Annotated in this window: 21 protein-coding genes; 13 read left to right on the forward strand and 8 right to left on the reverse strand. The window is 61.0% G+C overall.

The features are described from left to right. Positions 1 to 26: 26 nt before the first annotated feature. From glsA to FEF26_RS10545, 3 genes are all read left to right on the forward strand, one after another. A complete protein-coding gene (glsA, locus tag FEF26_RS10535) occupies positions 27 to 1,823 on the forward strand; it encodes a glutaminase A (protein ID WP_138253501.1) in 1,797 nt (598 codons plus the stop codon). A 149-nt stretch (positions 1,824 to 1,972) separates the two neighbouring features. Further along, a complete protein-coding gene (locus tag FEF26_RS10540; RefSeq protein WP_138253502.1) occupies positions 1,973 to 2,608 on the forward strand; it encodes a DUF2238 domain-containing protein in 636 nt (211 codons plus the stop codon). 58 nt (positions 2,609 to 2,666) lie between these two features. Beyond that, the gene (locus tag FEF26_RS10545; protein WP_138253503.1) at positions 2,667 to 3,656 is read left to right on the forward strand and encodes an aldo/keto reductase; all 990 of its coding nucleotides are present in this window, start codon (positions 2,667 to 2,669) and stop codon (positions 3,654 to 3,656) included. A 9-nt stretch (positions 3,657 to 3,665) separates the two neighbouring features. On the opposite strand, the gene FEF26_RS10550 is transcribed toward FEF26_RS10545, so the two are convergent. The 5 genes from FEF26_RS10550 to FEF26_RS10565 form a co-directional block, all read right to left on the reverse strand. After that, positions 3,666 to 4,487 carry a spermidine synthase gene (locus tag FEF26_RS10550; RefSeq protein WP_138253504.1) on the reverse strand — a complete coding sequence of 274 codons (822 nt, stop codon included), beginning with the start codon at positions 4,485 to 4,487 and terminating at the stop codon, positions 3,666 to 3,668. After that, entirely contained in the window at positions 4,484 to 5,917 is a 1,434-nt protein-coding gene (locus FEF26_RS10555) for a sodium:solute symporter family protein (protein ID WP_208012895.1), read from the reverse strand. The genes FEF26_RS10550 and FEF26_RS10555 overlap by 4 nt, the downstream gene beginning before the upstream one ends. Before the next feature lie 23 nt (positions 5,918 to 5,940). Next, on the reverse strand, positions 5,941 to 6,102 hold the full coding sequence (locus tag FEF26_RS15750; protein ID WP_166432998.1) for a hypothetical protein: 162 nt from the start codon (positions 6,100 to 6,102) through the stop codon (positions 5,941 to 5,943). 152 nt (positions 6,103 to 6,254) lie between these two features. Then, positions 6,255 to 7,928 (reverse strand): sodium:solute symporter family protein, encoded by a 1,674-nt coding sequence (locus FEF26_RS10560; RefSeq protein WP_243730525.1) that lies wholly within the window; start codon positions 7,926 to 7,928, stop codon positions 6,255 to 6,257. Positions 7,929 to 7,942: 14 nt separating this feature from the next. Next, positions 7,943 to 8,263 (reverse strand): DUF4212 domain-containing protein, encoded by a 321-nt coding sequence (locus tag FEF26_RS10565; RefSeq protein ID WP_138253507.1) that lies wholly within the window; start codon positions 8,261 to 8,263, stop codon positions 7,943 to 7,945. 339 nt (positions 8,264 to 8,602) lie between these two features. On the opposite strand from FEF26_RS10565, the gene FEF26_RS10570 reads away from it, so the two are divergent. The 6 genes from FEF26_RS10570 to FEF26_RS10595 all read left to right on the forward strand — a co-directional run bounded on the left by FEF26_RS10570 (position 8,603) and on the right by FEF26_RS10595 (position 14,248). Next, positions 8,603 to 9,091 carry a hypothetical protein gene (locus tag FEF26_RS10570; protein WP_138253508.1) on the forward strand — a complete coding sequence of 163 codons (489 nt, stop codon included), beginning with the start codon at positions 8,603 to 8,605 and terminating at the stop codon, positions 9,089 to 9,091. A 5-nt stretch (positions 9,092 to 9,096) separates the two neighbouring features. Next, the gene (locus FEF26_RS10575) at positions 9,097 to 9,447 is read left to right on the forward strand and encodes a DUF485 domain-containing protein (protein WP_138253509.1); all 351 of its coding nucleotides are present in this window, start codon (positions 9,097 to 9,099) and stop codon (positions 9,445 to 9,447) included. After that, the gene (locus FEF26_RS10580; RefSeq protein WP_138253510.1) at positions 9,444 to 11,141 is read left to right on the forward strand and encodes a sodium/solute symporter; all 1,698 of its coding nucleotides are present in this window, start codon (positions 9,444 to 9,446) and stop codon (positions 11,139 to 11,141) included. Before FEF26_RS10575 ends, FEF26_RS10580 begins: the two co-directional genes overlap by 4 nt. Beyond that, a complete protein-coding gene (locus FEF26_RS10585) occupies positions 11,131 to 12,483 on the forward strand; it encodes a histidine kinase (RefSeq protein ID WP_138253511.1) in 1,353 nt (450 codons plus the stop codon). The genes FEF26_RS10580 and FEF26_RS10585 overlap by 11 nt, the downstream gene beginning before the upstream one ends. 37 nt (positions 12,484 to 12,520) lie before the next feature. Continuing rightward, positions 12,521 to 13,309: a LytR/AlgR family response regulator transcription factor gene (locus tag FEF26_RS10590; protein ID WP_138253512.1), complete on the forward strand. Its 789-nt coding sequence runs from the start codon at positions 12,521 to 12,523 to the stop codon at positions 13,307 to 13,309. Between the two features lie 108 nt (positions 13,310 to 13,417). Continuing rightward, the gene (locus tag FEF26_RS10595; protein ID WP_138253513.1) at positions 13,418 to 14,248 is read left to right on the forward strand and encodes an aldo/keto reductase; all 831 of its coding nucleotides are present in this window, start codon (positions 13,418 to 13,420) and stop codon (positions 14,246 to 14,248) included. Between the two features lie 125 nt (positions 14,249 to 14,373). On the opposite strand, the gene FEF26_RS10600 is transcribed toward FEF26_RS10595, so the two are convergent. Further along, on the reverse strand, positions 14,374 to 16,503 hold the full coding sequence (locus tag FEF26_RS10600) for a BCCT family transporter (protein ID WP_138253514.1): 2,130 nt from the start codon (positions 16,501 to 16,503) through the stop codon (positions 14,374 to 14,376). Positions 16,504 to 16,654: 151 nt separating this feature from the next. Between FEF26_RS10600 and FEF26_RS10605 the strand changes: the two genes are divergently transcribed. From FEF26_RS10605 to FEF26_RS10620, 4 genes are all read left to right on the forward strand, one after another. Further along, entirely contained in the window at positions 16,655 to 17,980 is a 1,326-nt protein-coding gene (locus FEF26_RS10605) for an endonuclease/exonuclease/phosphatase family protein (RefSeq protein WP_138253515.1), read from the forward strand. An 18-nt stretch (positions 17,981 to 17,998) separates the two neighbouring features. After that, a complete protein-coding gene (locus FEF26_RS10610) occupies positions 17,999 to 19,060 on the forward strand; it encodes a hypothetical protein (protein WP_138253516.1) in 1,062 nt (353 codons plus the stop codon). Between the two features lie 104 nt (positions 19,061 to 19,164). Beyond that, positions 19,165 to 20,166 carry a glycerophosphodiester phosphodiesterase family protein gene (locus FEF26_RS10615; protein ID WP_138253520.1) on the forward strand — a complete coding sequence of 334 codons (1,002 nt, stop codon included), beginning with the start codon at positions 19,165 to 19,167 and terminating at the stop codon, positions 20,164 to 20,166. Between the two features lie 63 nt (positions 20,167 to 20,229). Then, positions 20,230 to 21,267, forward strand: coding sequence for a universal stress protein (locus FEF26_RS10620; protein ID WP_138253517.1), 1,038 nt, complete (start codon positions 20,230 to 20,232; stop codon positions 21,265 to 21,267). 121 nt (positions 21,268 to 21,388) lie between these two features. Here FEF26_RS10620 and FEF26_RS10625 read toward each other — a convergent pair whose 3' ends face one another. Both FEF26_RS10625 and FEF26_RS10630 read right to left on the reverse strand, forming a co-directional pair. After that, entirely contained in the window at positions 21,389 to 23,767 is a 2,379-nt protein-coding gene (locus FEF26_RS10625; RefSeq protein ID WP_138253518.1) for a C40 family peptidase, read from the reverse strand. Positions 23,768 to 24,171: 404 nt separating this feature from the next. Beyond that, on the reverse strand, positions 24,172 to 24,537 hold the full coding sequence (locus FEF26_RS10630) for a metallopeptidase family protein (protein WP_243730527.1): 366 nt from the start codon (positions 24,535 to 24,537) through the stop codon (positions 24,172 to 24,174). Positions 24,538 to 24,704: the final 167 nt, after the last annotated feature.

The raw sequence follows: 24,704 nt of genomic DNA on the forward strand, positions 1-24,704 counted from the left end.
CAACACCGCGGTGCTAGGTTAAACCCATGCGCAGTCCTGTTCAGCAGTACTTGGAAAGCATCGTCGACCAGTGCAACTCCGGCGACGGGGAAGTCGCCGCCTACATCCCTGAACTGGCGGCCGCAGACCCCGATCAGTTTGCCCTTGCCCTGGCCACTGTTGATGGCCATGTGTACACAGTCGGGAACGCAGAGACCGCCTACAGCATCCAGTCCATCTCCAAACCCTTCACATACGCACTGGCGCTATCCGACCAGGGCTTCGAGGCCGTCGGACGCAAAGTTGACGTAGAGCCCTCCGGTGAGGCCTTCAACGAGATCAGCCTCGCCTCCGACACAGGACGGCCCAAGAACCCGATGATCAACGCTGGAGCCATCACCGCATCATCGCTGGTGTCCGGCGACAGCGGAATCCACCGATTCACCCGCGTCCGTGAATGGTTCGGGCGCTTCGCCGGACGTGCTCTGGAGCTCGATGAAAGTGTCTACACCTCAGAGATCACCACGGCACACCGGAACCGCGCCATCGCGCATATGCTCCGCGAGTTCGACATCCTCGAGGGAGATCCAGAAGAAACGCTCGATCAGTACATACGCCAATGCGCCATCAGCGTCACCACCCAGGATCTGTCCCTAATGGCAGCCACCCTCGCCAATGGCGGCATCCAACCCACAAGTGGTGAGCGTGTGCTGGAAGCGACCTATGTGGAGAGGGTCCTCAGCGTCATGGCCACCTGCGGCATGTATGACTCCGCAGGCGACTGGATCTCATCGGTAGGCATGCCCGCCAAGAGTGGTGTCAGCGGCGGCATCATTGCCGTGCTCCCCGGACAAGCCGGATTCGCAGTTTTCTCTCCACGCTTGGATCCGCACGGCAACAGTGCACGCGGAGTGCAGCTGTGCGAGCGCATGTCGGGCGATATGGACATGCACATGATGCACGTTGGCCGCATGTCCAACACCGCGGTCCGTGCCAGGTACCCCCTGTCAGAGCTTGCTCTGCGGCGAGCCCGCCCTGAGGCGGACCAGGCCGTACTCGATGCGCACGCAGAGAAGACCATGATTTACGAGCTCCACGGAGATCTGCTGTTCGCAGGAGCCGAGCATGTGGTCCGAGCGGTGGTCAACGACGCCCCGGATCTCGCCATCATTGATGTGCGCAAAGTCGACGACGTGGCTGATGTGGCCCGGGTGACGCTGCTAGGTCTGCGCACTATGCTGCGCGAAGCAGGTGGCGAGGCTGCCGTTGTCGACCCTGAGGGTGTGATGCCTGACCCGGACGCGGGAACGCAGAAAGCCAGCCCTTACTTCGATGACCTGGATTCGGCGGTGCGCTGGTGTGAGGATGAGCTGTTGCGCCAACACGGCCGAGAACCCGCTGAAGAACGCACTCTTGTTGACGAACATCCCCTCCTGAGGGACCTCACGCCACAGGCACGCAAGGTCATCGACCACCACATAGAGGAAGTCCACTACCAAGCCGAGGACATCGTATTGGAGGCCGGCGGCAAGTTCGCCGGGGTCCATCTGATCACGTCCGGGACCGCGATCGCCTCAGTCGAGGGCCCTGGAAGTTCACGCGTGCGGTTGGTGACGATCAACCCTGGGACCTCGTTCGGGGAGCTCGCGCTGGGCACCGAGGGCGTGCAGGAGACTCGCGTTGTCGCCGGCAGTGATCTCACGGTGCTGCGACTCTCCGCGGAGGCTATCGAGACGATCACCGCAGAACATCCAGACGTTGGATTGGAGATGTGGCAGGCCATGACGCGGGATGCTTACCGGGTGGCTGATCGAGCACTGCGTTCAGGCATCACTTTCGGCTAGCGCCTCTTGGTCCTCGTTGCCAGTTCTTCCGGAGCCCTGACGTCAGCCCGCTTGGCGATGAAACGCTCACCCACGGAATCACACTCGAGGTATCTATGATCTCAGCTGGTATGGAAGGCTCGGAGTCAATCTTGTAGGGTCGTGGACCAATGAAGAGAGGCTTTACCCCGTATCTGACCAATCGGCACCTGCCGATGATGGCCACAGCACTGGTGATGGTGGTCTCAGGAATCGTCGTGTTGGTCGGCGACGAAATGCCCAGGTTTTTCGTTCCGCTTCTGCTCCTGCCCGCTTTGCTGCCCCCGATCATCGTTGAGAAGTGGGCGCGGATCCGCATCCCGACCAGCATCCAGTGGCAGTACGCGGTGCTGCTGCTGGCCGGTCCCTATGTAGGTGAGCATTGGCAGATGTACCACCTCTGGGACCCCTGGGATAAGTGGGTTCACTTCTACTCGGGTTTTTTCATCGCCTTCGCCATAGTGTTCGCCCTGGGGGTCACACTCCGGCGCTATCAGCTGATTCTGCCTCCCTGGGTAGAGGCGGTCATCCTTATCTCCGTGAAATCATCTGTTGCCCTCTTCTGGGAGGTCGCCGAATTCATCTGGGACGGGATCTTCGGCACAAGCGCTCAGGACGACAACTTCGACACCATGACAGACATGATCCTCGGAACCACACCAGGGTTCCTCATCGCCGCAGCGCTCATCATCCACCGAACCCGGCGACCATTCGGCTACCTAGACTCGTTGCTGAACGTTCCGCTTCCGCAGCGCCGCCAGCTTTAGTCCAGAGACGTGATGCACACTACGGAGTGGTCCAATACACAAAGGCAGAGGAGCCCCCATGGATGAGCGCACACTAGGCAGGACTGGACGGCATGTATCGGCCATAGGTCTGGGCACATGGCAGATCGGCGGTGGATGGGGGACCGTGGAGGACAGCGATGCCTTCGCCGTACTCGACGCTGCCGCGGAGACTGGTGTGACGTTCTTCGACACCGCTGACGTTTACGGTGACGGTCGCAGCGAGCAGCTCATCGGGCGGTGGCGCGCCGCGAACCCGGACTGGTCAGGCACCGTCGCCACCAAAATGGTCAGACGAGCGCCAGCCCCCTCACTGGAGCACGCCACTGAGGAAAACTTCCGGCAGTGGGTTGATCGCTCAAGGAAGAACCTTGGAGTGGACACTCTGGACCTGGTGCAGTTGCACTGCCCGGAGACACCAGTGCTGGAGTCCGACGCCGCCTACGATGCTTTGGATACCCTGGTCGACGACGGGCGGATCGCTGCCTACGGTGTGAGCGTTGAAACCTGCGACCAGGCGCTCACCGCGATCGCGCGGCCACATGTGGCCAGTGTGCAGATCATCCTCAACGCCTTCCGGCAGAAGCCGATAGAAGCTGTCCTGCCAGCTGCGGCTCAGGCCGGAGTTGGGATCATAGCCCGGGTTCCGCTGGCCTCAGGGCTGCTGTCCGGCCGGTACACCAAAGACACGGTGTTTGCTGAGGATGACCACCGAACCTTCAACAGAAATGGGGAAGCGTTCGACGTCGGCGAGACCTTCGCCGGGGTGGACTTCGCCACCGGCGTCGATGCGGGGGCCGAATTCAGCACTTTGGCACAGGACGCAGGACTGCAACCCACAGTGGCTGCTCTGGCATGGGTGGCGCAGCAGCCTGGTGTGACCACCGTGATTCCTGGCGCGCGCAACGCTGAACAAGCCCATAGCAATAGTGCCGCTGGGGACGTTCCCGATCTCTCCGAAGACTTCCTCGCGAAAGTATTCGAGCTCTACCAGAGGGCAATCAAGCCTCAGGTTCATCACCGCTGGTAGACGCCCAGGTCACGACTCCGAATCGGGCTCCGCGCACCACAGTTCCAGCTCTTCCCCGGAGAGCACCTTCGCAGGGTGCGGCCCGGCAGCCCATATCTGAGCCAATTCTTCCTGAGTGAACTCTCTGGACGACGCCGCAAAGACGAGGTTGCCCTCACTCTGCCTGCTCAGCACATCCTGAGGAGCGCTGAGCAGGCAGCCCTGCGGCGACGTCGCCACTGACCTCAGCAGCGTATTGGTGAGGCGCCGAGCAAAGCGCATGTCTTCCTCATCGCCGAAGTTCACCAACAGCAGACCCCCCGGCGCGACAGCAGCCCAGACCGAGCGGAAAAACTCCGCGGAGATCAGAGTCCTCGGCGCAGCTGAGGAGTTGAACAGATCAACAATGACAGTGCCGAAACGCCGCCCCGCCAGTGCGCCTCCTGGGGACAACACGGCCGCGGCATCAGCCACCACATTCTCCGGTGAAGGCACCATCGGAAGGTGCTGGAGGACGAACTGCACCAGCTCTGGCTCAATATCGACCACAGTGTGGGTCATTCCGGGCCGCCACTGCGCCATCCACCGGGGCAGTGTCAGCGCACCCGCGCCCAGGTGAAGAGCCGAGCCGGGGGCGTCGTCGTTTTTCCCTGATGACCGTGCGGTGAGCACTGATCGCATCCGCCGAATGTAGTCATGGAGCAGAAAGTCCGGATCGCCCACCTCCACATGGGACTGCTCGTCTCCTCCGATGGAGAGCATCACCCCGTGCTCAGTCACTGGATCATGGGAGAGCTCGGCAGTCTGCCCAGAATATGACAGCCGAATCCGCTGCGGCAGGTCTGCCGTCATGAGGATCTCCTGCGTCGGGATGCGGAGATGAACTCTGCAGCCCGTTCACGAGGAGCGGAGGTCGCCAAGCTGACCACCACAAATACCGCCACAGCAACCGTCAGGCCCCACACCCCGCTGCCCTGGCCCAGAAGAGACACCTGCGAGAACTCCAGGATTAGCACCAAAGTGCCAGCCACGAGCACCGAACTGATCACCCCCGCAGCCGTGCCGCGCTTCCAGAAGAACGCCCCAATGATCGGCGGCACCATCACCAGCAGGCCTGCCGAGGCGGACACACTGAGCACCGCAATGAGATCCAGCTGCAGGTGCGCAAACCAGTAGGCCAACACCCCGATGACGGGGATTACCAACTTGCCGACCATCAGCTGCGCTTTCTCACTTGTGCTGCCCCGAGCGCCGACCACATCGCGGCTGATCATGGAGGAAAGGGTCAGCATGATGGAGTCGATGGTGGACACACAGGCGGCCAGGACGCCGATCATCACAATGATCGCCAGGGGAGTGGGCACCAGGTCTGAGGCAAGCAAAGTGGGGGTAGCGCTGTCGGCCGCATCCAGTTCCGGGAACTCTAGCAAAGCGGCGAAACCCCAGAACACCGCAACAAACGTGTAAATGAAACCGAAGATGAGGAAACCGATCAGCATCCGCCGCAAGTCCCGCATGGACCCGGGAGTGAACAACCGTTGCGAGACCTGGGGGTTGGAGATGGAGAAGAAGATCCACGGCAGAGTCAACGCCACAAACGTGCTCACGGTGAAGAACCCAGTGCCTGGCACGGTGAGCGCTCCGGGATGGTCGCTGCTCAGTGAGTCGAAGAAATTTCCGACGCCGCCGAGTTGGCTGATCACCACAATCACCACCAGGGTGGCACTGATCATCATGACTGCTGACTGCAGCGAATCGGTCCAGGCCACAGACCGCAGCCCTGCGATCATTGCAAAGGCAACTGCCAGGACCAACGCCACCAGGGTGCCAGCAGTGAAGCTGATGGCACCGCCCGTCATTCCGGAGAGCAAGTATCCCACTCCTGCCAACTGAACTGCAGCATAAGGAAGCAGAAAGACGAAAGACGCCAAGGCCGTCGTCGTACCGGCAGCCTGAGAACCGTACCGGTGACCGATCATCTCCGTCGGCGTCACATAGCCGTAGGTCTTGCCGACCCTCCAGAACCGCGGGCCAAAGACCAGCACCAGCGTCACACCGCACAGGTAGAGCAGCTCGAACCCCAGGGCCCCGACCCCTCCGGCGTAGGTCAGTCCGGCGAGCCCGATCATCATGAAGGCCGAGTAGGTGGTTGCGGAGTAGCTCATCGCCGAGACGAACCCGCCCATACGGCGCCCGCCAAGGAAGTAGTCGGTCATATCGGTGGAGCGCCCGGCCCGCGACCAGACCGCTGCCACAAGAGCGACCGCCACGTAGATAGCCACCCCAGTCCAGATCCAGCCCGGGCTCACTGTTCGTTCTCCCAGGTCAGCGCGACTGCCACATTGATGGCGATGACTGCGGCAGTGCCCACTGTCCAGAAGAGGAGGCTGCCGTACCAGGCGTCCACCTCACGCAGCAGGGTGTAGGGGATGACGAACATCGCCACCATGATCACGGGAACGCTCACCAGTAACCATAGGGTCCAGGGTTTTCGACTATCAGGCCGTTGCACTGGCCCAGAATACCGCCTCTTTGGGTAAACATGACCATAACGACGACGCAAGGGGGCCCGACCTGAGAGATAACAGGCCGGGCCCCTTGCGCTGCGGAGTCTGGAGTTTATAGCTTTCCGGCAGCCTTCAGCTGCTGCTGAGCGGGATAGCGGATCGACTCCACCATCTCCTGGACCTCCTCGCTCGGTGGTCGGGTCAGGTTGGACACGGTGATGGTGACGGCGAAGTTCAGCACCGCACCGATTGCGCCAATACCCTCCGGGGACACATTGAACAGGTGATCGTTGGCCTGGGTGCCGAACAGCTCCAGGGTGTAGATCATGTAGCCGGAGCTGAAGATCAGACCGGTTAGCATGCCTGATGCAGCTCCCTTGGCGTTGGCCTTCTTCCAGAAGATCCCCAAGATCAGGATCGGGAAGAAGGTGGACGCTGCCAGACCGAAGGCGAACGCCACCACCTGAGCCACGAACGCCGGCGGATTCAGCCCGGCGAAGATCGCGATGATCACGGCGGCGGTCATCGCCAGACGTCCGACCAGCATCTGAGTCTTCTCTGAGGCAGCTTCTCTTGAGATCATCCGGTAGTAGATGTCGTGGGAAGCAGCAGAGGAGATGACCAGCAGCAGACCAGCTGCTGTGGAGAGTGCCGCGGCCATACCGCCGGCGGCCATCAAGCCGATGATCGGAGCCGGCAGGCCACTGATCTCCGGGGAGGCAAGCACCAGAATGTCATTGGAGACAATCAGGTCAGCCCCTGAGGCCGCCACATTGGACACGGAATCGATGGCGCCGTCATCGGCATTGAGCGTGACATACCCGGCGTCGGTCCACGGTTGGATCCAGGCGGGCAGGTCATCCGCAGTGGCGCCCTGGGCACCCTGGAGCAGGTTCAGGTTCGTGAACGCGCCCACGGCAGGAGCTGTCAGGTACAGCAGTGAGATGAAGAATAGCGCCCAGAACGCGGAGAACCGTGCACCGCGGACTGTCTTAGTGGTGTAGAAGCGGATGATCACATGCGGAAGACCGGCGGTACCGAGCATCAGCGACAACGTCACCAGGAAGACGTCCAGCTGGCCACCGTCACGGCCAGAGAACGCCTCTGTGAAGCGGTCCAGACCGAAGTCTTCGCGCAAGCCGTCGAGCTCCGCCAGAATGGTGCCGTAGGTGACCTGCGGGACGGGGAACCCACCGACCTGCTGTGAGACTGCGACAGCTGGGATGAGGTAGGCGACAATGAGCACGGAGTACTGGGCCACCTGGGTGTAGGTGATGCCTTTCATTCCGCCGAGCACGGCGTAGAAGAAGATCACCACGGCCGCCACAATGACCGCCCAGTGAGCTTCTAAGCCGAGGAACCGGGCAAAGACCACGCCGCCACCGGTCATCTGGCCCACCACATAGGTGAAGGAGATGACGATCGCGCAGACCGCCGCCACTACGCGCACGGTGTCGCTGTAGCGATCCCCAACAAACTCCGGCACAGTGAACTTGCCCCACTTGCGCAGGTAAGGGGCCAACAGCAGCGCCAGCAGCACATAGCCGCCGGTCCAACCCATCAGGTAGACAGAGCCGTCGGAGCCGAGGAAGGCGATCATGCCAGCCATACCGATGAAGCTGGCTGCGCTCATCCAGTCCGCGGCCACGGCCGCACCGTTGGCAATGGTGGGCACGCCCTGTGAGGCAACGTAGAACTCTTTGGTTTCCTTCACTCGTGAGCGCCAGGCGATGGTCATATAGATGCCGAACGTCAGAATGAGGAAGAAGAAGGTCCAAAATTCCATGGAGTTGAGGTCCATCACTTCTCACCCGCCCCATTGCGTTCTGAGACGCCAAACTCATCGTCGATCCGGTCCATCCATAGCGCGTAAACCAGGATGAGGATCACGAAGGTGTAGATAGAACCCTGCTGAGCGAACCACAGACCCAGCGGGAAGCCAAGGATCACGATGTTGTTCAGCGGCTCGATCAGAAGTATTCCAAAGCCGAAGGAGACGGTGAACCAGATAGCTAGCAGCACCACCATCAGCCGTACGTTCTTCTTCCAGTAGCGCTGCCGCCAACTATTGTCTGGTGGCGGCGCGGTGCCAGAAGAGTCCTCATGTGTCACGTGGGACATGCGCGACTCCTTTGTTCAGTACTTGGTGGACACACATCTGCACTCTGCTGTGACAGACGCCTAGACCTAAGCCAACAGCGCTGTGACCTGCCTCACAAGTAGATTGCGCCAGGCGGCGGATATGGGTTGGCGAGCGGCAGTTTTGGGTCCCCGAGTGGTCGCTCAGTTGTGATCTACCGCATATTTGGCGTCAGCGACCGTTCGGGCAGTGGAACCCCGCCGCTGGACTGATTGACGGGCGACTGCTCTGGAACCTGTGACCAGCATCACCGTAAGATTCCGTGAAGAGACCATCGGAGATCTGGTGTGCACTTCGCGACACGGGAAGCGAGCGATCAAATGACAACCACGGCAGCTGCAGTAGAGCAGAAGGGCCTCGCGGGGGTTTTCGCGCGACTCAAAGCGGGGAAAAACCACGGCTGGGGTGTTTTTCACCCGGGGAGCTGGCCGATGATGATCGGCGGGATGATGATGATCGTCTCCGCATTCCTTCCATGGATCTACGTCACACTGACCCGGGAACTCGTGGGGGAGACATTTGTGCTGCGCGGTACTGACGGACCGGGGGTCTTGACCCTCTCCGTGGGCTGCCTCGCCTTCGCTGGAGCCTTCGTCCCGCGCCGAAAGCTCGCCATCGCACACGCCGCCATACCAGGTGCGCTCGTCGCGGGAATCTGCCTGCTACAAACGTGGAACTTGCTCGGTGGAAATATGCAGACACAGTGGGGATCGTTCCTCCCCGGAATGGGGTTGGTGCTCGCAGCTGGCGGCGCGGTAATTCTCCTCAAGGTGTCCTGGACCATGTATAAGCACTGGCCCGTAACCTAAGTGATGTGACCCATTCCCCGCAGGAAGACGGCGAGACCCGCGACACTCCGGCTGAGGTAGACGCCGCGTTTCGTACCCAACGTCGAGTCGCCCTGACCTACTTCATCGTTTTCCTCGTAGTGGTCGCCGCGTTCCCGTTCTTGTCGAGCACATTGGACTGGTGGCTTGAATCCCAACTCATCGGAGACCTCAGTCCCGGTTTCCTCACGGTAGCCATAGGGCTCTACGTGGTGTTCGCCGCCATCGGAATCGCTGCGGCCACGCTCAGCTCAAGTGTTGAATCACAAATGCTCGGAGCTCAGGGCACGCACAACACCGAAGTCCCGGGTCCCGACTCTTCGGCAGGTCAGCGATGACTATCACCGCCATCATCACTCTCATAGCTGTGCTGGTGATCGTCCTTGGCGTATCCGTCATCACCAGGCCGCGGCACTCCTCCACAGTGGACTTCTACCTGGCTGGTCAACGGGTGGGTGTAGCGACCAACTCCTGGGCCATCTGCGGAGACTATCTCTCTGCGGCGTCGTTCCTCGGTGTTGCTGCGGCGGTGTACGTCTCCGGTCTCGACGGCGCCTGGTATGCGGTGGGTTTTGCGGCGGGTTTCGTGCCCGTGCTGCTGCTGGTCGCTGCACCGCTGCGCCGGTACGGGGAGTTCTCGCTGGCGGATTTTCTCGGCAGACGGCTGCGCTCCGACGCCGTCCGGCTCCATTCTGTGGGGGTCGTTCAACTGGTCATCCTCTGTTACTTGATTCCTCAATCAGTCGGTGGAGGTATCACCTGGGAGCTACTGGTCGGCCACGGGATTTTTGGCCTGAGCCCATACTCCACCGGGGTGTTGCTCTCCACGGCAGTGATCGCGGTGCTGGTTGCGGCCGGTGGCATGCGCGGGACCACCTGGAACCAAGCGGTGCAGTTCTTGCTGCTGTTTGCCGCCCTGCTCTGGCTGGCTGCTATGGTCAGCGCAGACGGGTTTCGCTACGGAGAAGCCGTGGAATCGCTCAGCAGCCAGCCCCTGATGAACCCAGAGTTCATCGACGGGTCATGGGAACTGACACAAGAGCAGAATGCGGTAGATCCCGGCCAATCGGCGGTCTTCGGCGAGCCTGGCGCCCGCTACGGCCAACTGGGGCAGGTAGCCCTGGTGGTCACCCTAGGGTTAGGCACCGCTGGATTGCCCCACGTGATGAACCGGTACTTCACCGCACCCACCGGCAAAGCCGCCCGCACCACCACCGTGTGGGTCCTGGTACTGATCGGAATCTTCTACGCACTGGCGGTCATGATGGGCACCGCCGCCCGGGACATCATTCCTGGTGCAGTCCGGGAACACCCATGGTTGGAGGAACTCACCGAGGACGGGGTGCTGCGCGTACCCGAACACGCGCTTCCGGTGCTGGGAAGAATCTACGGGGAAGAAGCTGGTCTCGGGCTCATAGCTGCTGCAGCGTTGATCGCCGCGATGTCCACCGTCGCGGGCCTTCTTTTGGCCTCCGCCGCCACGTGGGGCCACGACGTGTATGAACGCCACATCAACCCGCAGGCCACTCAACGGCAGGCAGTGTGGGTCGGACGGGCCTCGACTCTACTCGCGGCTGGTGCAGCAGCAGGTCTTGCAATCGCCCTGCGCCCTGAGGCGTTCACCCCTGCTATGCCATCGCTAGTCGCGACCATGGTGACGTGGGCCTTCGCCATCGCAGGCTCTGCCCTCACCCCCGTGGTGGTGCTGGCCATCTGGTGGCGCCGGACAACTGCTGCTGGGGCTTTGGTAGGACTGATCACAGGCTCGACGGTGTCTATCATCATGTTCCTCAGTGCAAGCTTCATAGAGACCTCGCCGCTCCGCGAGCTCATGGCAGCCCCCACTCTTGTTGCAGCGCCGCTGGCGTTCTTGCTCACCATTTTGGTGTCCCTGCGGACCACTGCGCCCGACGACGTCGACGCTGACTGGGTGATCATGCACGGCACAGCAGCCGACCGGCACGCCGAAAGACTCGCCCAACTAACCCTGCGCGAACGCAGGCGGAGGAAGGAGGACCGGCGTGCGCGGTAGCGTCATTCTGGCCACGGCAGTTCTGGTCATTTGGACAGTGGTATATGTGATCACCCAAATCATGGTCACCCCAGCCTTGCCAGTGCTGCCCACTGCAGGTATCGGCGTCGCGCTGACCATCGCCGTGGTGCTGGGCTACCCCTCAGCGCTACGCGGTCCCCGTGGTACACGAGGATCTCGAACTAGCCGCATCAGCAGTCCCCACGGACGGAGTGAACATCCGGACCACGGGGTACGTGACTTAGCGGTGCGGGCTATCCCACTACGGTCCGGCCTGACCCAAGATGCAGCGCGCCGCACCTGCGAACTCCTCAGACCCATGCTCTCTGGAGATGCGGTGTCCATTACCGACACCGAGAACATCCTCGCCTATATTGGTCCCGGCCAGGACCATCACCTGCCCGGGGGGGTGATGCAGACTTCGGCTGCCCCGCGTGCGGTTCGGAAGGGAAAGACCGTGGTGGTGCGCGACAAAGCAGGCGTGGGCTGCCGCAGCGAGGGCTGCGAAGTGCTCTCGGCGGTGATCGCCCCGCTGCGGATAGGCCAGCGCGTAGTGGGTACCCTTGGGGTCTACCAGGCAACCACAGTGGTTCCACCGAAGCAGATGGTTGAAGACATGGCGAAAATGCTCAGTCTGCACCTGGAACTCGCCGAACTCGACCGCGAGAAACAACTGGCGGCAAGTGCGCGCTTGGATGCTCTGCGGGCCCAGATCAATCCGCACTTCTTGTTCAACATCCTCAACACCATCGCCTCGAAAGCCCGCACCCGGCCAGATGAAGCCCGCGAACTGTTGCTCCGGCTCTCAGAATTCTTCCGCTATGCGGTGCGCCAGGAAGGCCATCTGGCCGAATTCGCTCAGGAATACTTCTTTGTGCGCACTTACATCTCCTTGGAGCAAGCCCGGTTCGGCGATCGGCTGCAGGTCCGCTACGACATCGACCCTCAGGTGCTCACCTCGCGTGTCCCGGTGCTCACGATCCAGCCCCTTGTAGAAAACGCGGTCAAACACGGGATCGGGTCCAAACCTGAGGGGGGAACCGTGAGGCTGCGGGCGCGAGTTGATCCACTCACCCGCACCACATCCATCCGAGTCTCAGATGATGGGGTCGGGATGGATCCTGAGGTCCTGGCCAAGCTCACGGCTGGACACGGGGATGTTGGTGACCATGCAGAAGCCGCGCTGACCCATCCGAGTTCAGCGGCGGAGGGGCACGCAGGTGTGGGGTTGCGGAACATCTCTGAACGGCTCGACTCGCTTTTCGGTGACCGCTACGACCTATCAATTTCCACACCGAAGTCCGGTGGCACTGTGGTGGAGCTGAAGATCCCGCTTCGCTGAGATCGTCGCAGCCCCAAGCGTCCGTATACTGTGACTTGTGCCGCCCCGAGCCCTGATTGTCGATGATGAAGCCCCCGCACGTGAGGAGCTGCGCTACCTGCTGGAGGAAGCCGCCGGCGATATCGAGGTCCAAGTGGTCGGGGAAGCGACCAATGGCGAGGAAGCCCTGGTGCTCCTGCGGTCCCTGGACTACGACCTGGTCTTCCTAGATATTCGCATGCCCGGCCTGAGCGGCCTCGAGGTCGCCGAACAGCTGCGGGAACTGCCCAAACAACCCAAGGTCATCTTCACCACCGCGTACCCCGACCACGCCGTGGAAGCCTTTGATCTCGCCGCTGCAGACTATTTGGTCAAACCCTTCGACGCCGACCGCCTCGCCCGCGCGCTGGAGCGCGCCCTGTCCAGTCCAGCGCCTGGACGGCCTCAGGAAAACACCAAGAACGACGACGCCGCAGCCACCCCCGATGCCCTCCGGGAACCAGACCACCGCGACAGGCTGGTCCGTATCCCCGTTCAGCGTGACGGCCGCACCATGCTCATCGAGGGTGACGCCATTGTTTACGCCGCGGCGGCTCGTGGCTACTCCTCGCTGAAGCTCGCCGAAGAGAAAGTGCTGGTGTCGTTCTCGCTCAATGAGCTGGAGCGCCGGCTTCATGGGCACTTTTGCCGAGTTCACCGTTCCTACCTGGTGAACCTCAGATACGTGCGGGAGCTCGTCCCAGACTTCCGTGGTCACTTGGCGCTGGTGATGAATGACCGGCAGCGCTCCCGGGTAGAAGTCTCCCGCAGGCATGCCCGCGAGCTGCGCCGTCGCCTGGGCGTCTAAGCGGTGCCGCTTCGAGTCTGCCGGAATGAACAACGACCGACTGCGGTTCTGATCAGGGGAGAGGCCTAAAGCCTCTCGCTTTAACCCATCGAGAGGACAACAGCACCCATGACTGTAGTACCCACTGTGACGCTCAATGACGGCACCACCATTCCTCAGCTGGGATTCGGCGTGTGGCAGGTGCCCGCCGACCAGGCAGAAGACGTGGTCACAAAGGCCCTCGAAGCTGGTTACCGTCACATCGACACTGCCGCCATCTATGGCAATGAAGAGGGTGTCGGCGCGGCTATCGCCAAGTCCGGCATCCCTCGCGAGGAACTGTACGTAACGACGAAGCTCTGGGTGTCCGACTTCAAGAACGGCCAGACACTTCAGGCCCTTGAGACATCACTTGGCAAGCTGGGCTTGGACTACGTGGACTTGTACCTCATCCACTGGCCCGCTCCAGCAGATGAGAAGTACCTGGAAGCGTGGAAAGGACTCGAAGAGCTGCAGAGTCAGGGCAAGACTCGTTCCATCGGTGTCTCCAACTTCGCCCCTGAGCACCTCGACCGTGTCGCTGAAACAGGTTCGGTCACTCCAGCGGTGAACCAGGTGGAGGTCCACCCCGCGCTCCAACAGCGCGATATCCAAGCCGCAAATGAGAAGTACGGAATCGCTACGCAGGCGTGGAGTCCTCTGGCACAGGGCGCAGTGTTCGAAGATCAGCCGATAGTTGACGCTGCTGAGGCTCATGGTGTGACAGTCGCGCAGGTCATCATCCGCTGGCATCTGCAACGCGGCCGGATCCTGTTCCCGAAATCAGTGACGGACTCCCGGATTAAGGAAAACTTCGACGTCTTCGGATTTGAGCTCACAGATGAGCAACTGCAGGCCATCGACGGTTTGGAGCGCAATGAGCGCACTGGGATGGAACCCACCACGTTCAACCCCGCCTGATCGTTGTGATCTGAAGTGGAACTAGGACTCTGGCTTCCACCGCAGAACTCCACAGACAACGAAGGAGCCCGCCCGGTTGTACCCGGGCGGGCTCCTTCGTTTAATTTTTCGGGTTCAGCCCCGGCCTACTTGGCGTCGTCGTTGTCTTCCGGTTCCACCGCAGGGATGGTCCCGGTCGCGACAGCCTCGTCGAAGTACTCTTCGGCCTCCTGCTCCCACCCTTCGTAGGACTCGTAGAACTCAGGAGTCGCGAAGGACTCGTCGGCGCGGAGGGGATCGCGGAAGGCACGCTTCTCATCCCAACCCAGGACACCAGTCTTGGCGTTGACATAGGTAGCTTCGGAGGGGAGGTCCTGGACGGCCAACACCAGGTCGTCACTGGCCTTGCCGGCAGTCTCCGGAGCGCCAGCACCAGTGGTTCGAGGCAGTCCCGACAGGGTGCCTGAGGTGCCACCGAACATGGAACGCAGAGTCTTGGTCTGTTCATTGAGGATCTGCAGCACAGTCCTGTGCACAGCAGGCCCCTCCTCTGAGCCTGACTCCCGGCGAGCGGCCTCCACCACAGCGGCCTTCGTGGCATGGCGGCGAATGCGCACGTATCGCGGTGCAGTCCGGCCCTCGTAGAGGTAGAGCCTGATCTGAGCAATCACCGCCAACACCATCACAATGGAGAACGGTGCTGCGGAGGAGATCGCCGCGACCTGCAGAACACGCAGCGAAGAGTCAGGGTCATCACCTGCAGCCAGCAGCACAATGGCAGCCAGGGCGATGAGCGCTGTCCAGAACACGCGAGTCATTTTTGGTGTGTCGGTGCGACCGCCGTAGGCCAGCACATCCGTCACCAGCGACCCGGAGTCCCCGGAGGTGATGAAGAAGATGGTGATCACCAGGATTGCAAGAACAGAGGTGATGGACGCTATCGGCAGCTGCTCCAGCAACTGGAAGAGGGACGCCTCGGTACCTACGGTTTCGCCGCCCTCCCCATCGTCAATAAGCATCGAACCTTCGGTCAGCTGGTAGTAGATGCCTGAGGAGCCGAAGATGGAGAACCAGAGGATACCCACAGCGGTAGGGGCGAGCAGCACACCAAGCACGAACTCACGGATCGTGCGGCCGCGAGAAATACGGGCGATGAACATGCCCACGAAGGGCGCCCAGCTCATCCACCAGCCCCAGTAGTAGATGGTCCAGTCAGCGGACCAGCCGTTGCCCAGCAGGCCGACATCTTCGCCACCTGCCCCAGCAGCATACTCAGTGCCGCCTTGGAACATCAGCTGCGGGAAGGCGACTGCGTACTCACCGACGTTGGAGACGACGGACTGAAGCAGGAACAGAGTCGGACCGGCCAGCACTACGAAGAGCGCCAGCGCGGCGGCGGCAATCAAGTTGAAATTGGAAAGCCACTTCAGTCCCTTGTGGACACCGGTGATCACAGAGATCGTGGCAATGGCCATAATGATGATTACCAGGCCGGTCAGCAGAGGTTCTGAGGTTGGGTCATCCACCCAACCCATGAATCCCATACCGGCGGCGATCTGCTGGGTTCCGATACCCAGGGAGGTCACCACGCCAAAGACGGTACCGACAATGGCGATCACATCGATGACGTGACCCACCCAGCTTTCAATGAGCTTTCGGCCAAAGATCGGCTCCAGCAGCCAACGCACTGCAAGAGGACGTCCGCGGCGGAAGGTCATGTAGGCAAGGCCCAAACCGATGACCACGTAAATGGCCCAGGCGTGCAGTCCCCAGTGAAACAACGACTGACCGATCGCAGAACCGGCATTTGCCGCCTCGGATGCGGCGATGACATTGCCATCGGCATCCACGCCGGCATCAGCGGTCACTTCCGGGGGTGCGATCAGGTGCCACAGCGGTTCGGCGACACCCCAGAACACAAGACCGATGCCCATGCCGGCGGCGAAGAGCATGCAGAACCAGGAGCCCATGGCGAACTCTGGTTTCTCATCATCGCGGCCCAACCGGATATTGCCTGCTTTTGACAGTCCGGCCCATAGCGCGAAGACCACGAAGCCAGTGCAAATGAGGACATACCACCAGCCGACGGTGTCAACGATGGTGGAGTTCAGCGTTTCGAAGGCCTCAGCTCCGTACTGGTTGCCCCACCAGGTGGCGAAGGCCAAAGCGCCAAGAATAATGACGACGGAGGGCACGAAGACCCACATATTGAGCCCTCGGATCACGTCGGATATCGACCAATCCCGTAATTTTTCGACTTCTGGCTGGGAAGCCATGAAGTTCCTCCTCGATACAAGTGATGTACTAAATTACTGCGCCACTCTATACATGTGTTCGCGTTCTGTGGCAGGTTACGCCTTGGTAACTGTTTGTCGTAGGTCTCTCAAGGGCTTGGCTGAAGGCTAGGAACACGTTACCGTGGTACCCATGCCCACAGGCTCTCAAACGCCTGCGCACCGGATGAAAAAGAGGGATATTGCCAAGCCCGGGTTCGCCCTGGTCCTTGTTTCGTGCCTGTCCCTCGCCACAGTTCCCGCCGCGCAGGCCAGTACATCAGCTGCTCAACCCGCAGTTGTCGGGGTTGCTGACGCCGCAACCCCTGACCCACTGTTCCCAGCACCAGGGCAACCGACGGCCCCGAGCGCAGAGGATGACAGGACCGCGTCTACGGTTGCTAAAGACGCTGATGACCTCCGTGTGGCGACACTGCACGCCAACATTACGGCCGACTCCAGCGGAGATGAGCCGGTCAAAGATCTCATCGCAAGTTTGAGCACCGGAAACCACACACAGGCACGCGCAGTGGCTCAGACTGTGCAAATGAACGATCCGGACGTCATCGTGCTGACTGGCGTTACCTATGACAAAGAACATCAAATAGCTGAGCTTCTCAACGGATATCTGGCGGCCGGTCAACATTCGGAGTCAGGCCTGGATTTCCCCTATTTGTTTACTGAGGGCACAAATTCCGGCCGTGAGTCCGGTGTTGACCTTGATGGGGACGGCACGATCGGTGGCCCCGGAGATGCTGTGGGTTACGGCGAGTACCCCGGCCAGTATGGGACCGTCATTTTCTCCAAGTACCCGATCGTGGAGGAAGAGGTCCGAACCTTCAAGGAATTCCTTTGGAGCGACGTCCCGGACACATCCATGCCCACGGGGCGGGATTCATCACTGGAATCCTCAGTGCTCCGGCTCCACGAGACCAGCATGTGGGATGTGCCAGTCGAGGTCGACGGAGAGACCGTCCACATTATCTCAGCGTCAGTGGCTTCACCTCCTGAGGCAGCAGACACTGACCGTGGAGATGACATGCGGCGAGTCATGGCCGACTATGTGGCGGGACGTGCCTGGTATCTCTATGACGATGAAGGTGAGACCGGGCATATGGAACCCGGTACCCCCTTCGTGGTGGCAGGAGTACCTGCCGTGCGATCCGGTGAAGTCGAAAACCTTGACGTCCTCCTTGAATCACCAGTAATTCGGGATACACGTCCTGAGGCAGTCACTGAAGTACCTGAAGATGAGCATCCCGCCGCCACATGGGCGACAGATCCGGAAGACACCAGGCACGTGGCTGAAGGGCGCGGTGAGCGTGCTTCCTTCGTTCTTCCGTCCACGAGCGTGGACGTCAGCGGGTCGGGAGTCTTCTGGCCGGCTGAAGGTGAGTACGGCTACGAGGTTGTGGACCCAGAATCGGTCTACGGCCTCGATGACCGTCTTGTCTGGCTCGACCTGACGATCAGCAGCTGAGCGCATACACTCGGCTCTATGGCTTCGACCAACCTCACTCCCTCACGAAGCGGTAAGAACGCTTCATCGTCCCATGTCAGCGGACGCGACCGGCGTGCAGCAAAGAAACCCAGCAAACCTCTTCTCCGAAGCGCAGCGGGGGGGTTCCTGGCCGCGAAGTCCATCTCTGTGGTCTCACGACAGGCGTTCACTGAGGACGGCCAACTCACACCTTCGGCAGAGACGTGGCTCACTCGCGCGGTAACTGTCCAGAGGCCCCTCGTGCTTGCGAATCTTCGTCGGCTCCGCAAAGCGCACCCCACGTTCACCAACCGAGAGCTCGCCGAGCGTCTTGATGCAGAATTCAAGCGCTCCATGACCGGTGGAGGTGCGCTCATAGGGGCCACCGCGGCGGTACCTGGTGTAGGGACAGCAACATCAATGGGGCTGTCCGTTCTCGCTACCGGCAGTTTCCTAGAGCTGTGCGCCCTGTATGCGCAATCCAAGGCCGAACTTGCAGGGATTTCCACTGAGGATCCGCAGAAGGCGAAATTACTCGTCATGGGGATCATGCTCGGCGAGGAGGGGCGCCAGCTGCTGGGAGAGCTCTCAGCGCAGGTCGACGGCCGAGGTGCGGGCCCTATCGGGTCAATAGTGCCGCTGAGCAACGCAGCTGCCGGTTCCGCGGGTGCCTCCACCATGACGCAACTCATCGGCAACCAACTTCGCAAACAGTTCATTCGCAAGTTCTTTATTCGCCGCGGCACTTCAATGTTCGCCCGGGCGATTCCCTTCGGAATCGGCGCGGTGATCGGCGGGGTGGGGAACCGCGTCCTGGCTCGTCAAATCACCTCAAGTGCGCACTCGGCGTTTGGTGAAATCCCTGAGCAGACGCCCCCGGCGTTGGTTGAGGATTTCCGTCGAGGGCTCGAGCGGGAGAGGCAGCGGGCGGACAGAAAGAAGCGCCGCGCCAAGAAACGTGAACTCAAGGCTTCAACAAGTACTCAACGCAAAGAGCTCAAGCAGCAGCGCATGCGCCAAAAGCCAGACGCAACGGCTGCGTCAGATGCTCCGCTGCCAGCAGAGTTCACCCGCGACTGACCTGATTTGACTGATCAGTTCACGGCTCGTTCACGCCGCGTTGTGAAGCTCTTCCTCCTGAGCTAGCCCAGAGTTGGCCCGCTCCCCATAGTCTTGAGAGCGTGATGCGCAGTAACGGCCTGGAACAGCGCCGCTCTGATCTCCTCCGTCCCCTTGACCTCTCCTCTGAAAATGTCTTCGATGACCCCTCGGCGGCCCCCATTGCCGCGCACGAGCGCCGTCGGAGTCTCAGGAAAACACGAGTTTTCGCCCATCGTGGAGCCTCCGGCCTCTTCGCCGAACACACCCGCGCCGCGTATCTCCGGGCCCTGGAAGAGGGCGCCGACGGTCTGGAGATCGACCTGCACCTGACGAGGGATCGAGAACTCGTCTGTTTCCACGACCCGACGCTCGAACGCACTTCTGACGGAGCAGGCGCGGTGGCTGACACCACACTGGCTCAGATGAGGCAGCTTGACATCTCCAGTTGGAAGACCCCCAGGCTCCCAAGCCAATACGGGGCACGGGCCCAACAACTGATGACACTTCAGGATGTCCTCGAACTGATGGGTCACGCAGGGCGGGACACACGCCTGGCAATCGAGTTGAAACATCCATCGCCTTTTGGTCACAAGCTCGAAGACACCACACTGAGAGTGCTGCTGGCCGCAGGATGGGACCCTGAGACATCCCGTCTCCGGTTTGGCGAGCACACGGTGCGGGTGACCTTCATGAGTTTCTACCCAGAGTCGTTGAGGCATATAGGAGAGATCGTGCCCAGCGACAAGCTCTGCGCGCTTGTATCGCCCGTAGACTCCGCTTCTGTCCACGCTCATGTGGAGCACCTGCGTTTCTCCTCGGCAATGCGGCCCCTGGTGGCAGCTGTGATGAGGGGAACTGTCAGGGACTCCGAATCACTGATCTGGAATCGACAGGTAGGAATTGCCGGCCCCGGAGTGAGCTATGTGCGTTCCCGACGCGCTGAGATCAAGGCATGGGTCGCGCGAGGATGCCGGGTTCGGGTGTGGACGGTGGACAGTATCGCCGATGCTGATCTTATGGCTGACTTGGGCGTGCAGGAGATTACGACCAACTTTCCTGGACGAATGATCCAACGCGTGACCTAAACCCTCGCTAGTGGCAGGTGCGATCGGTACCATGAGGACACACCTGATCTGAGGAGGTCCACCATGAGCAAGGAGAAACCGGGCGTCGTCGTAGGCGTGGACGGTTCTGAACAGTCGCTGAGGGCAACTCACTGGGCTGCCGCTGAGGCGTATCGGAGAAGCCTGCCACTGACAGTTGTCACTGCGTACTCGATCCCCGCTTTCGCCGCATCGTCCATGGATGGCGGATACGCCATGATGGACGATTCCTCGCTTAGAGCAGGGGCCGAGCGTGTCATGGATGAGGCCAAGCAGTTCCTGAGGGACTACCCAGGAGGAGCGGACTACCGGATCGAATCTGGTGACCCCACCGCGGTGCTGCTTGGATACTCCGACGACGCTGAGATGCTCGTGGTGGGATCACGTGGCCGCGGGGGGTTCTTCGGACGTCTCCTGGGGTCGGTGTCGTCAGCCCTTCCCGCGCATGCGAAGTGCCCCACCGTTCTGGTGCCACTGAAGTTCTCGGCGAAGGAAGAGAACGCCGTGACAACTGCGACGGGAGCGATCCCTATTGTCTCTTCGTCTTCTCAGCCTGGTGCGGCAGCCCCTGAATCTCTTATCGAAGAGGGCGCCCACCCGATTCGAACACGTGATACGCGGCCTGTTGTGGCTGGTGTAGACGGCTCAGACTATGGCAGGGTTGCGGCACTGGTTGCCGCGCAGGAAGCTGCAGAGCGGGGAGTCACCCTGCGGTTGGTGTGTGCGCTGCCCCCGCTGGGTTCAACTCTGGTGTGGATTCCCACCCATATCGAAGATTCAGATGCTCTTGCGGAGTTGGAAGAGAAGCTCAAAGCTGGTCGGTCATGGCTCAACAGTCATTTCCCTGATCTGACAATCGACGTCGAGGTAATTGACGGAACTGCCGTCGATGTGCTGGTAGAAGAAACTCGACAGGCACAGCTGACGGTCTTGGGGACCCGTGGTCGTGGCGGATTCGCCGGCATGTTGCTTGGATCCACCTCGCAGGGAGTTCTCCAGCATGCAGAAGGGCCGCTGATGGTTGTCCCAGATGGCGAGGATGAGCGCATTCAGAACCGCGCGGACTTCGGACCCGTGCTCTGAGCGGAGGGTTCTCCATTCTTTGCCGGACCCGTTGTTTCCACAATCCAGTGAACATAGAAGAGCGACGACGATCCCAACAACTTGGTGTTGAGGTCGTCGCCGCTCTTCGAGTGGCTGTCAGTTATGCGACGCGTCGGACCATGGTCGGGCTGCCGAAAACGCTGCGGACGCTGACGCCCGCTGAGGGGTTGCCTGCATCAGCGATCATGCCGCCGCCCAAGTAGATCGCAACATGGTAGTCGCCCCAGAAGATCAGATCCCCAGGTCGCCGGTCGCCCCACGAGACTTGTTGGCCTTGGACCATCTGATCCCATGTAGTTCGGCCTAAGCTCACGCCCGCCTGCCGGTAAGCAGCCTGGGTGAAGCTGGAGCAGTCCCAAGCGTTAGGCCCGTTTGCTCCGAGTACGTAGCTCGTGCCTGGACGGCTGGCTTCATTCCGAGCCCAGTTCACGGCGATTGAGGCGGCGTTGCTTCCGCCGGAGCTGCTAGCCGGCTGGGCGCCTCCACTGCTGGTGGAAGAACCGCTGGAACTGGACCCACCGGATGAACTTCCCCCATTGGAGGAACCGCTGGAGGAGCTCCCGCTGCTCGATGAGGATCCACCTGAGCTAGACCCGCCGGAGCTGCCGCTGTCGCTCTGCTGGCTGCGCAGCGTGCTTACGTGAGCAGCCAGCTTCGATGTGGACACTGTCCCGTCGCTGTTCGTGAGATCCGAGTTCTGTGTGGCTGCTCGCCAGTAGTCGCCACCAGAGCCACTGAATCCTGGTTCGATGCGTGCAGCTTCACTCAGTAGGCTACGCAGCTCGCCACTGAGATCGTCCCAGTGTGTGGGGGCCGGGTTCGAAGTTCGCGTGGGAGCGGGCTCCGGCGTGGAGGTGCGGGTTGGCGTCGGGGTCGGAGTGGGAGTGGCCGTGCGTGTCGGAGAGGAACTCGGAGCTGAGCTCTGGCTCTGCTCTTCTGATGAGTTCTCCTGCGATGAGCTGCTGGAGCTGGCCGCAGCCTGGTTGTCCAGGTACGCGACGTGACCTTCCAGCACAGTCCAGTTGATGGAGCCGCCGCTTGTGGTGAACAGGTCGTTGCTCTGGATCAGTGTGTAGTAATCACGAGCTCCACCGTCGAAACCGGACTCCAAATCCGCGGCCTCAGCCAAGAGGGACTTCTGTCCGGAGCTCAGCGAGTTGTATCCCGGGGTTGAGGCCTCAGTGGGGGTGGGAGTTGGAGAAGGGCTGCTCGAGGGGCTGGGTGAAGAGCTCGGTGTTGGTTCGGGCTCCTCTTCCTCAGCCGGTTCCTCTTCTGGCTCCGGTTCCTCTTCTGCAGATTGAGAGCTGAGGTAGGCAACGTGGTTGGCGAACTCATCCCAGTCCACGGCGCCGTCGCTGGTGAGAGCAGAATTCTCCAGCACCACGCGGTAGTACTCAGCGGATCCGTCGAAGCCCTCCAGTTCAGCGCCCTCTGAGAGTAGCTCGCGCTGCTCCGAGTTCAAGGACTCGAATGTGGGCACCTCGGTGACCTCGGATTCTTCGGACGATGTGGCTTCCCCTTCCGCATCGTCCGAAGAATCCTCGGTGGTCTCAGTGGCAGGCTCGGCCTCGTCGGCGGAGTCGTCGTCTTCATCGTTGACGTCTGCCACAGAGGTCTGTGGGCCTGCGGCGCGAAGTTGGCGAATGCGTTCACGAACCGCCTCACCGTCGAGATTCCCGTCGGCGTCGAAGTATCCGGTGCCGCCGTCGGCCCGGTCATGCTCGCCGTACATGAAGGTGAGGAAGTCACTGAGGCTTCCCTCGAAGCCTTCTTCCTCGCGAAGCGTCTCTAGGAGGTCGCGCAGAACGTTGTCGAGCTCTTCGAGGCTCTGATTAGTTGAACCGTCCTGCGTGCCGGTGGAGGCCAGAGTTTCGGCAGCTTCTTCTGAAGCGCTCGCGGCAGCTTCAGAGGCCGCTTCGGCTTCCCGCTGTAATTGGGCGGCGTCGACCGCGTCGCGTTCAGCTTGGTCCGAGAGCTGCTGACCTGTCGCGTCATCGGCCAGAGCGTCATCGTCTCCTAGGAGCACATCAGCAGCGGAGGTGTCGTCGTCCTGGTATTCCTCGGAGGCTTCCATGGCAAGTGCTGCTTCGGCTGCTACAGACGCGTCCTCGGCCTCCTGCTGGAGGTCAGCGGCATCTTGAAGTCGAGCCTGGGCCAGTGAATGCTGGCGCATCAGCTCGAGTTCCAGTTCGTCGGCGCGGTCCACAGCTTGGTCAATGCGCCCCACGATGTCGACCATCATGCGGTCACGTGCATGCTGTGATTCTCTTGCGGTAGAGATGTCGTCCGCAGAGGGGACCTCGGGCAGATCGGTTCTGACGAGTGTCTCGGCTGAGAGGGCCTGATCGGTGGCCTGCTCGACAATAGAGTCATCGGAAGTGCGATCAGCGACCAGGCCGGGCAGGGTGGTCCCGACGAGCGCTGTCGTCACGACGGCGGCGGTAACGGCCGCCACCGCAAAATTGCGGCGGTGCTTCACGGTAGTTCCTCACTTTTTCTCATGGGCGCAAGTGCCACGTCAGCCAGCCCCGTTTTGGGAGAGGCGTGCTGTGGGTCCGATCCTGACGCGGACGCTCGCATCCCGGGACGAAAAATGCCCTTCGTGTGAACGACTGAGATAGGAAACGCGTCTGGATGTGAACCCTTCGCGGTGCTGCTGGCGTTCACGATAATTGCGAAAAGGTCACGGAGGCAATAGGCCGTGTCGTTTCTGTGACGAAGCTGTGAGGTAGAAAACCCCGTATTTACGGGGATCGAGGGTCACAATTCAGGTTTCTCCAACCTTCAAGTAGGTTGAAGGTTGAGGCTCCACAACTTTGGCACAGGGTTGTGCTAAGCCGTTGATAGCAAGCGGCGGCGTCGGGCTTTGTGCCGTGTAAGAGGCTAACCCCAACCCAGTCGGTGCAGAGTCTCATCGCTGATGCCGAAATGATGCGCAACTTCATGCACCACCGTGACGGTCACCTGTTCGACGACGTCTTGTGGGGTCTGGCAGATTTCTAGGATTGGACCCTTATAGAGGGTGATGCGATCCGGCATAGCCCACGGTTCACCACCCCGTTCGGTGAGTGGAATACCTTCGTAGAGACCGAGAAGAACAGTGTTCGGATCTTCCCACGGCTCAGGCTGATAGCTTTCCTCCACGAATACGGCGACATTCTCAATTTTCGCGGCAAGCTCCGGGGGAATGAGATCCAGGGCATCTGTGACGGCGGCATCAAACTCGTCATCACTCATGTTCACTGGCATCGCTCCAGTCTAGGGGTGCCCGCACTGGGGCGAATTCCTGGTTTCGCCTCTGCCTCAGTTCAGTGTTCTCACAACTGCTCCCCGGGTCTGGACCCGGGACAATCCTGGTGACTCATCTCAAGATGCCCGGGAAGTGTGAGTCGTTGACTCATTGAGTTTTGCCCGGT

The sequence above is a fragment of the Nesterenkonia salmonea genome, assembly GCF_005771525.1.
Lineage (GTDB): Bacteria > Actinomycetota > Actinomycetes > Actinomycetales > Micrococcaceae > Nesterenkonia > Nesterenkonia salmonea.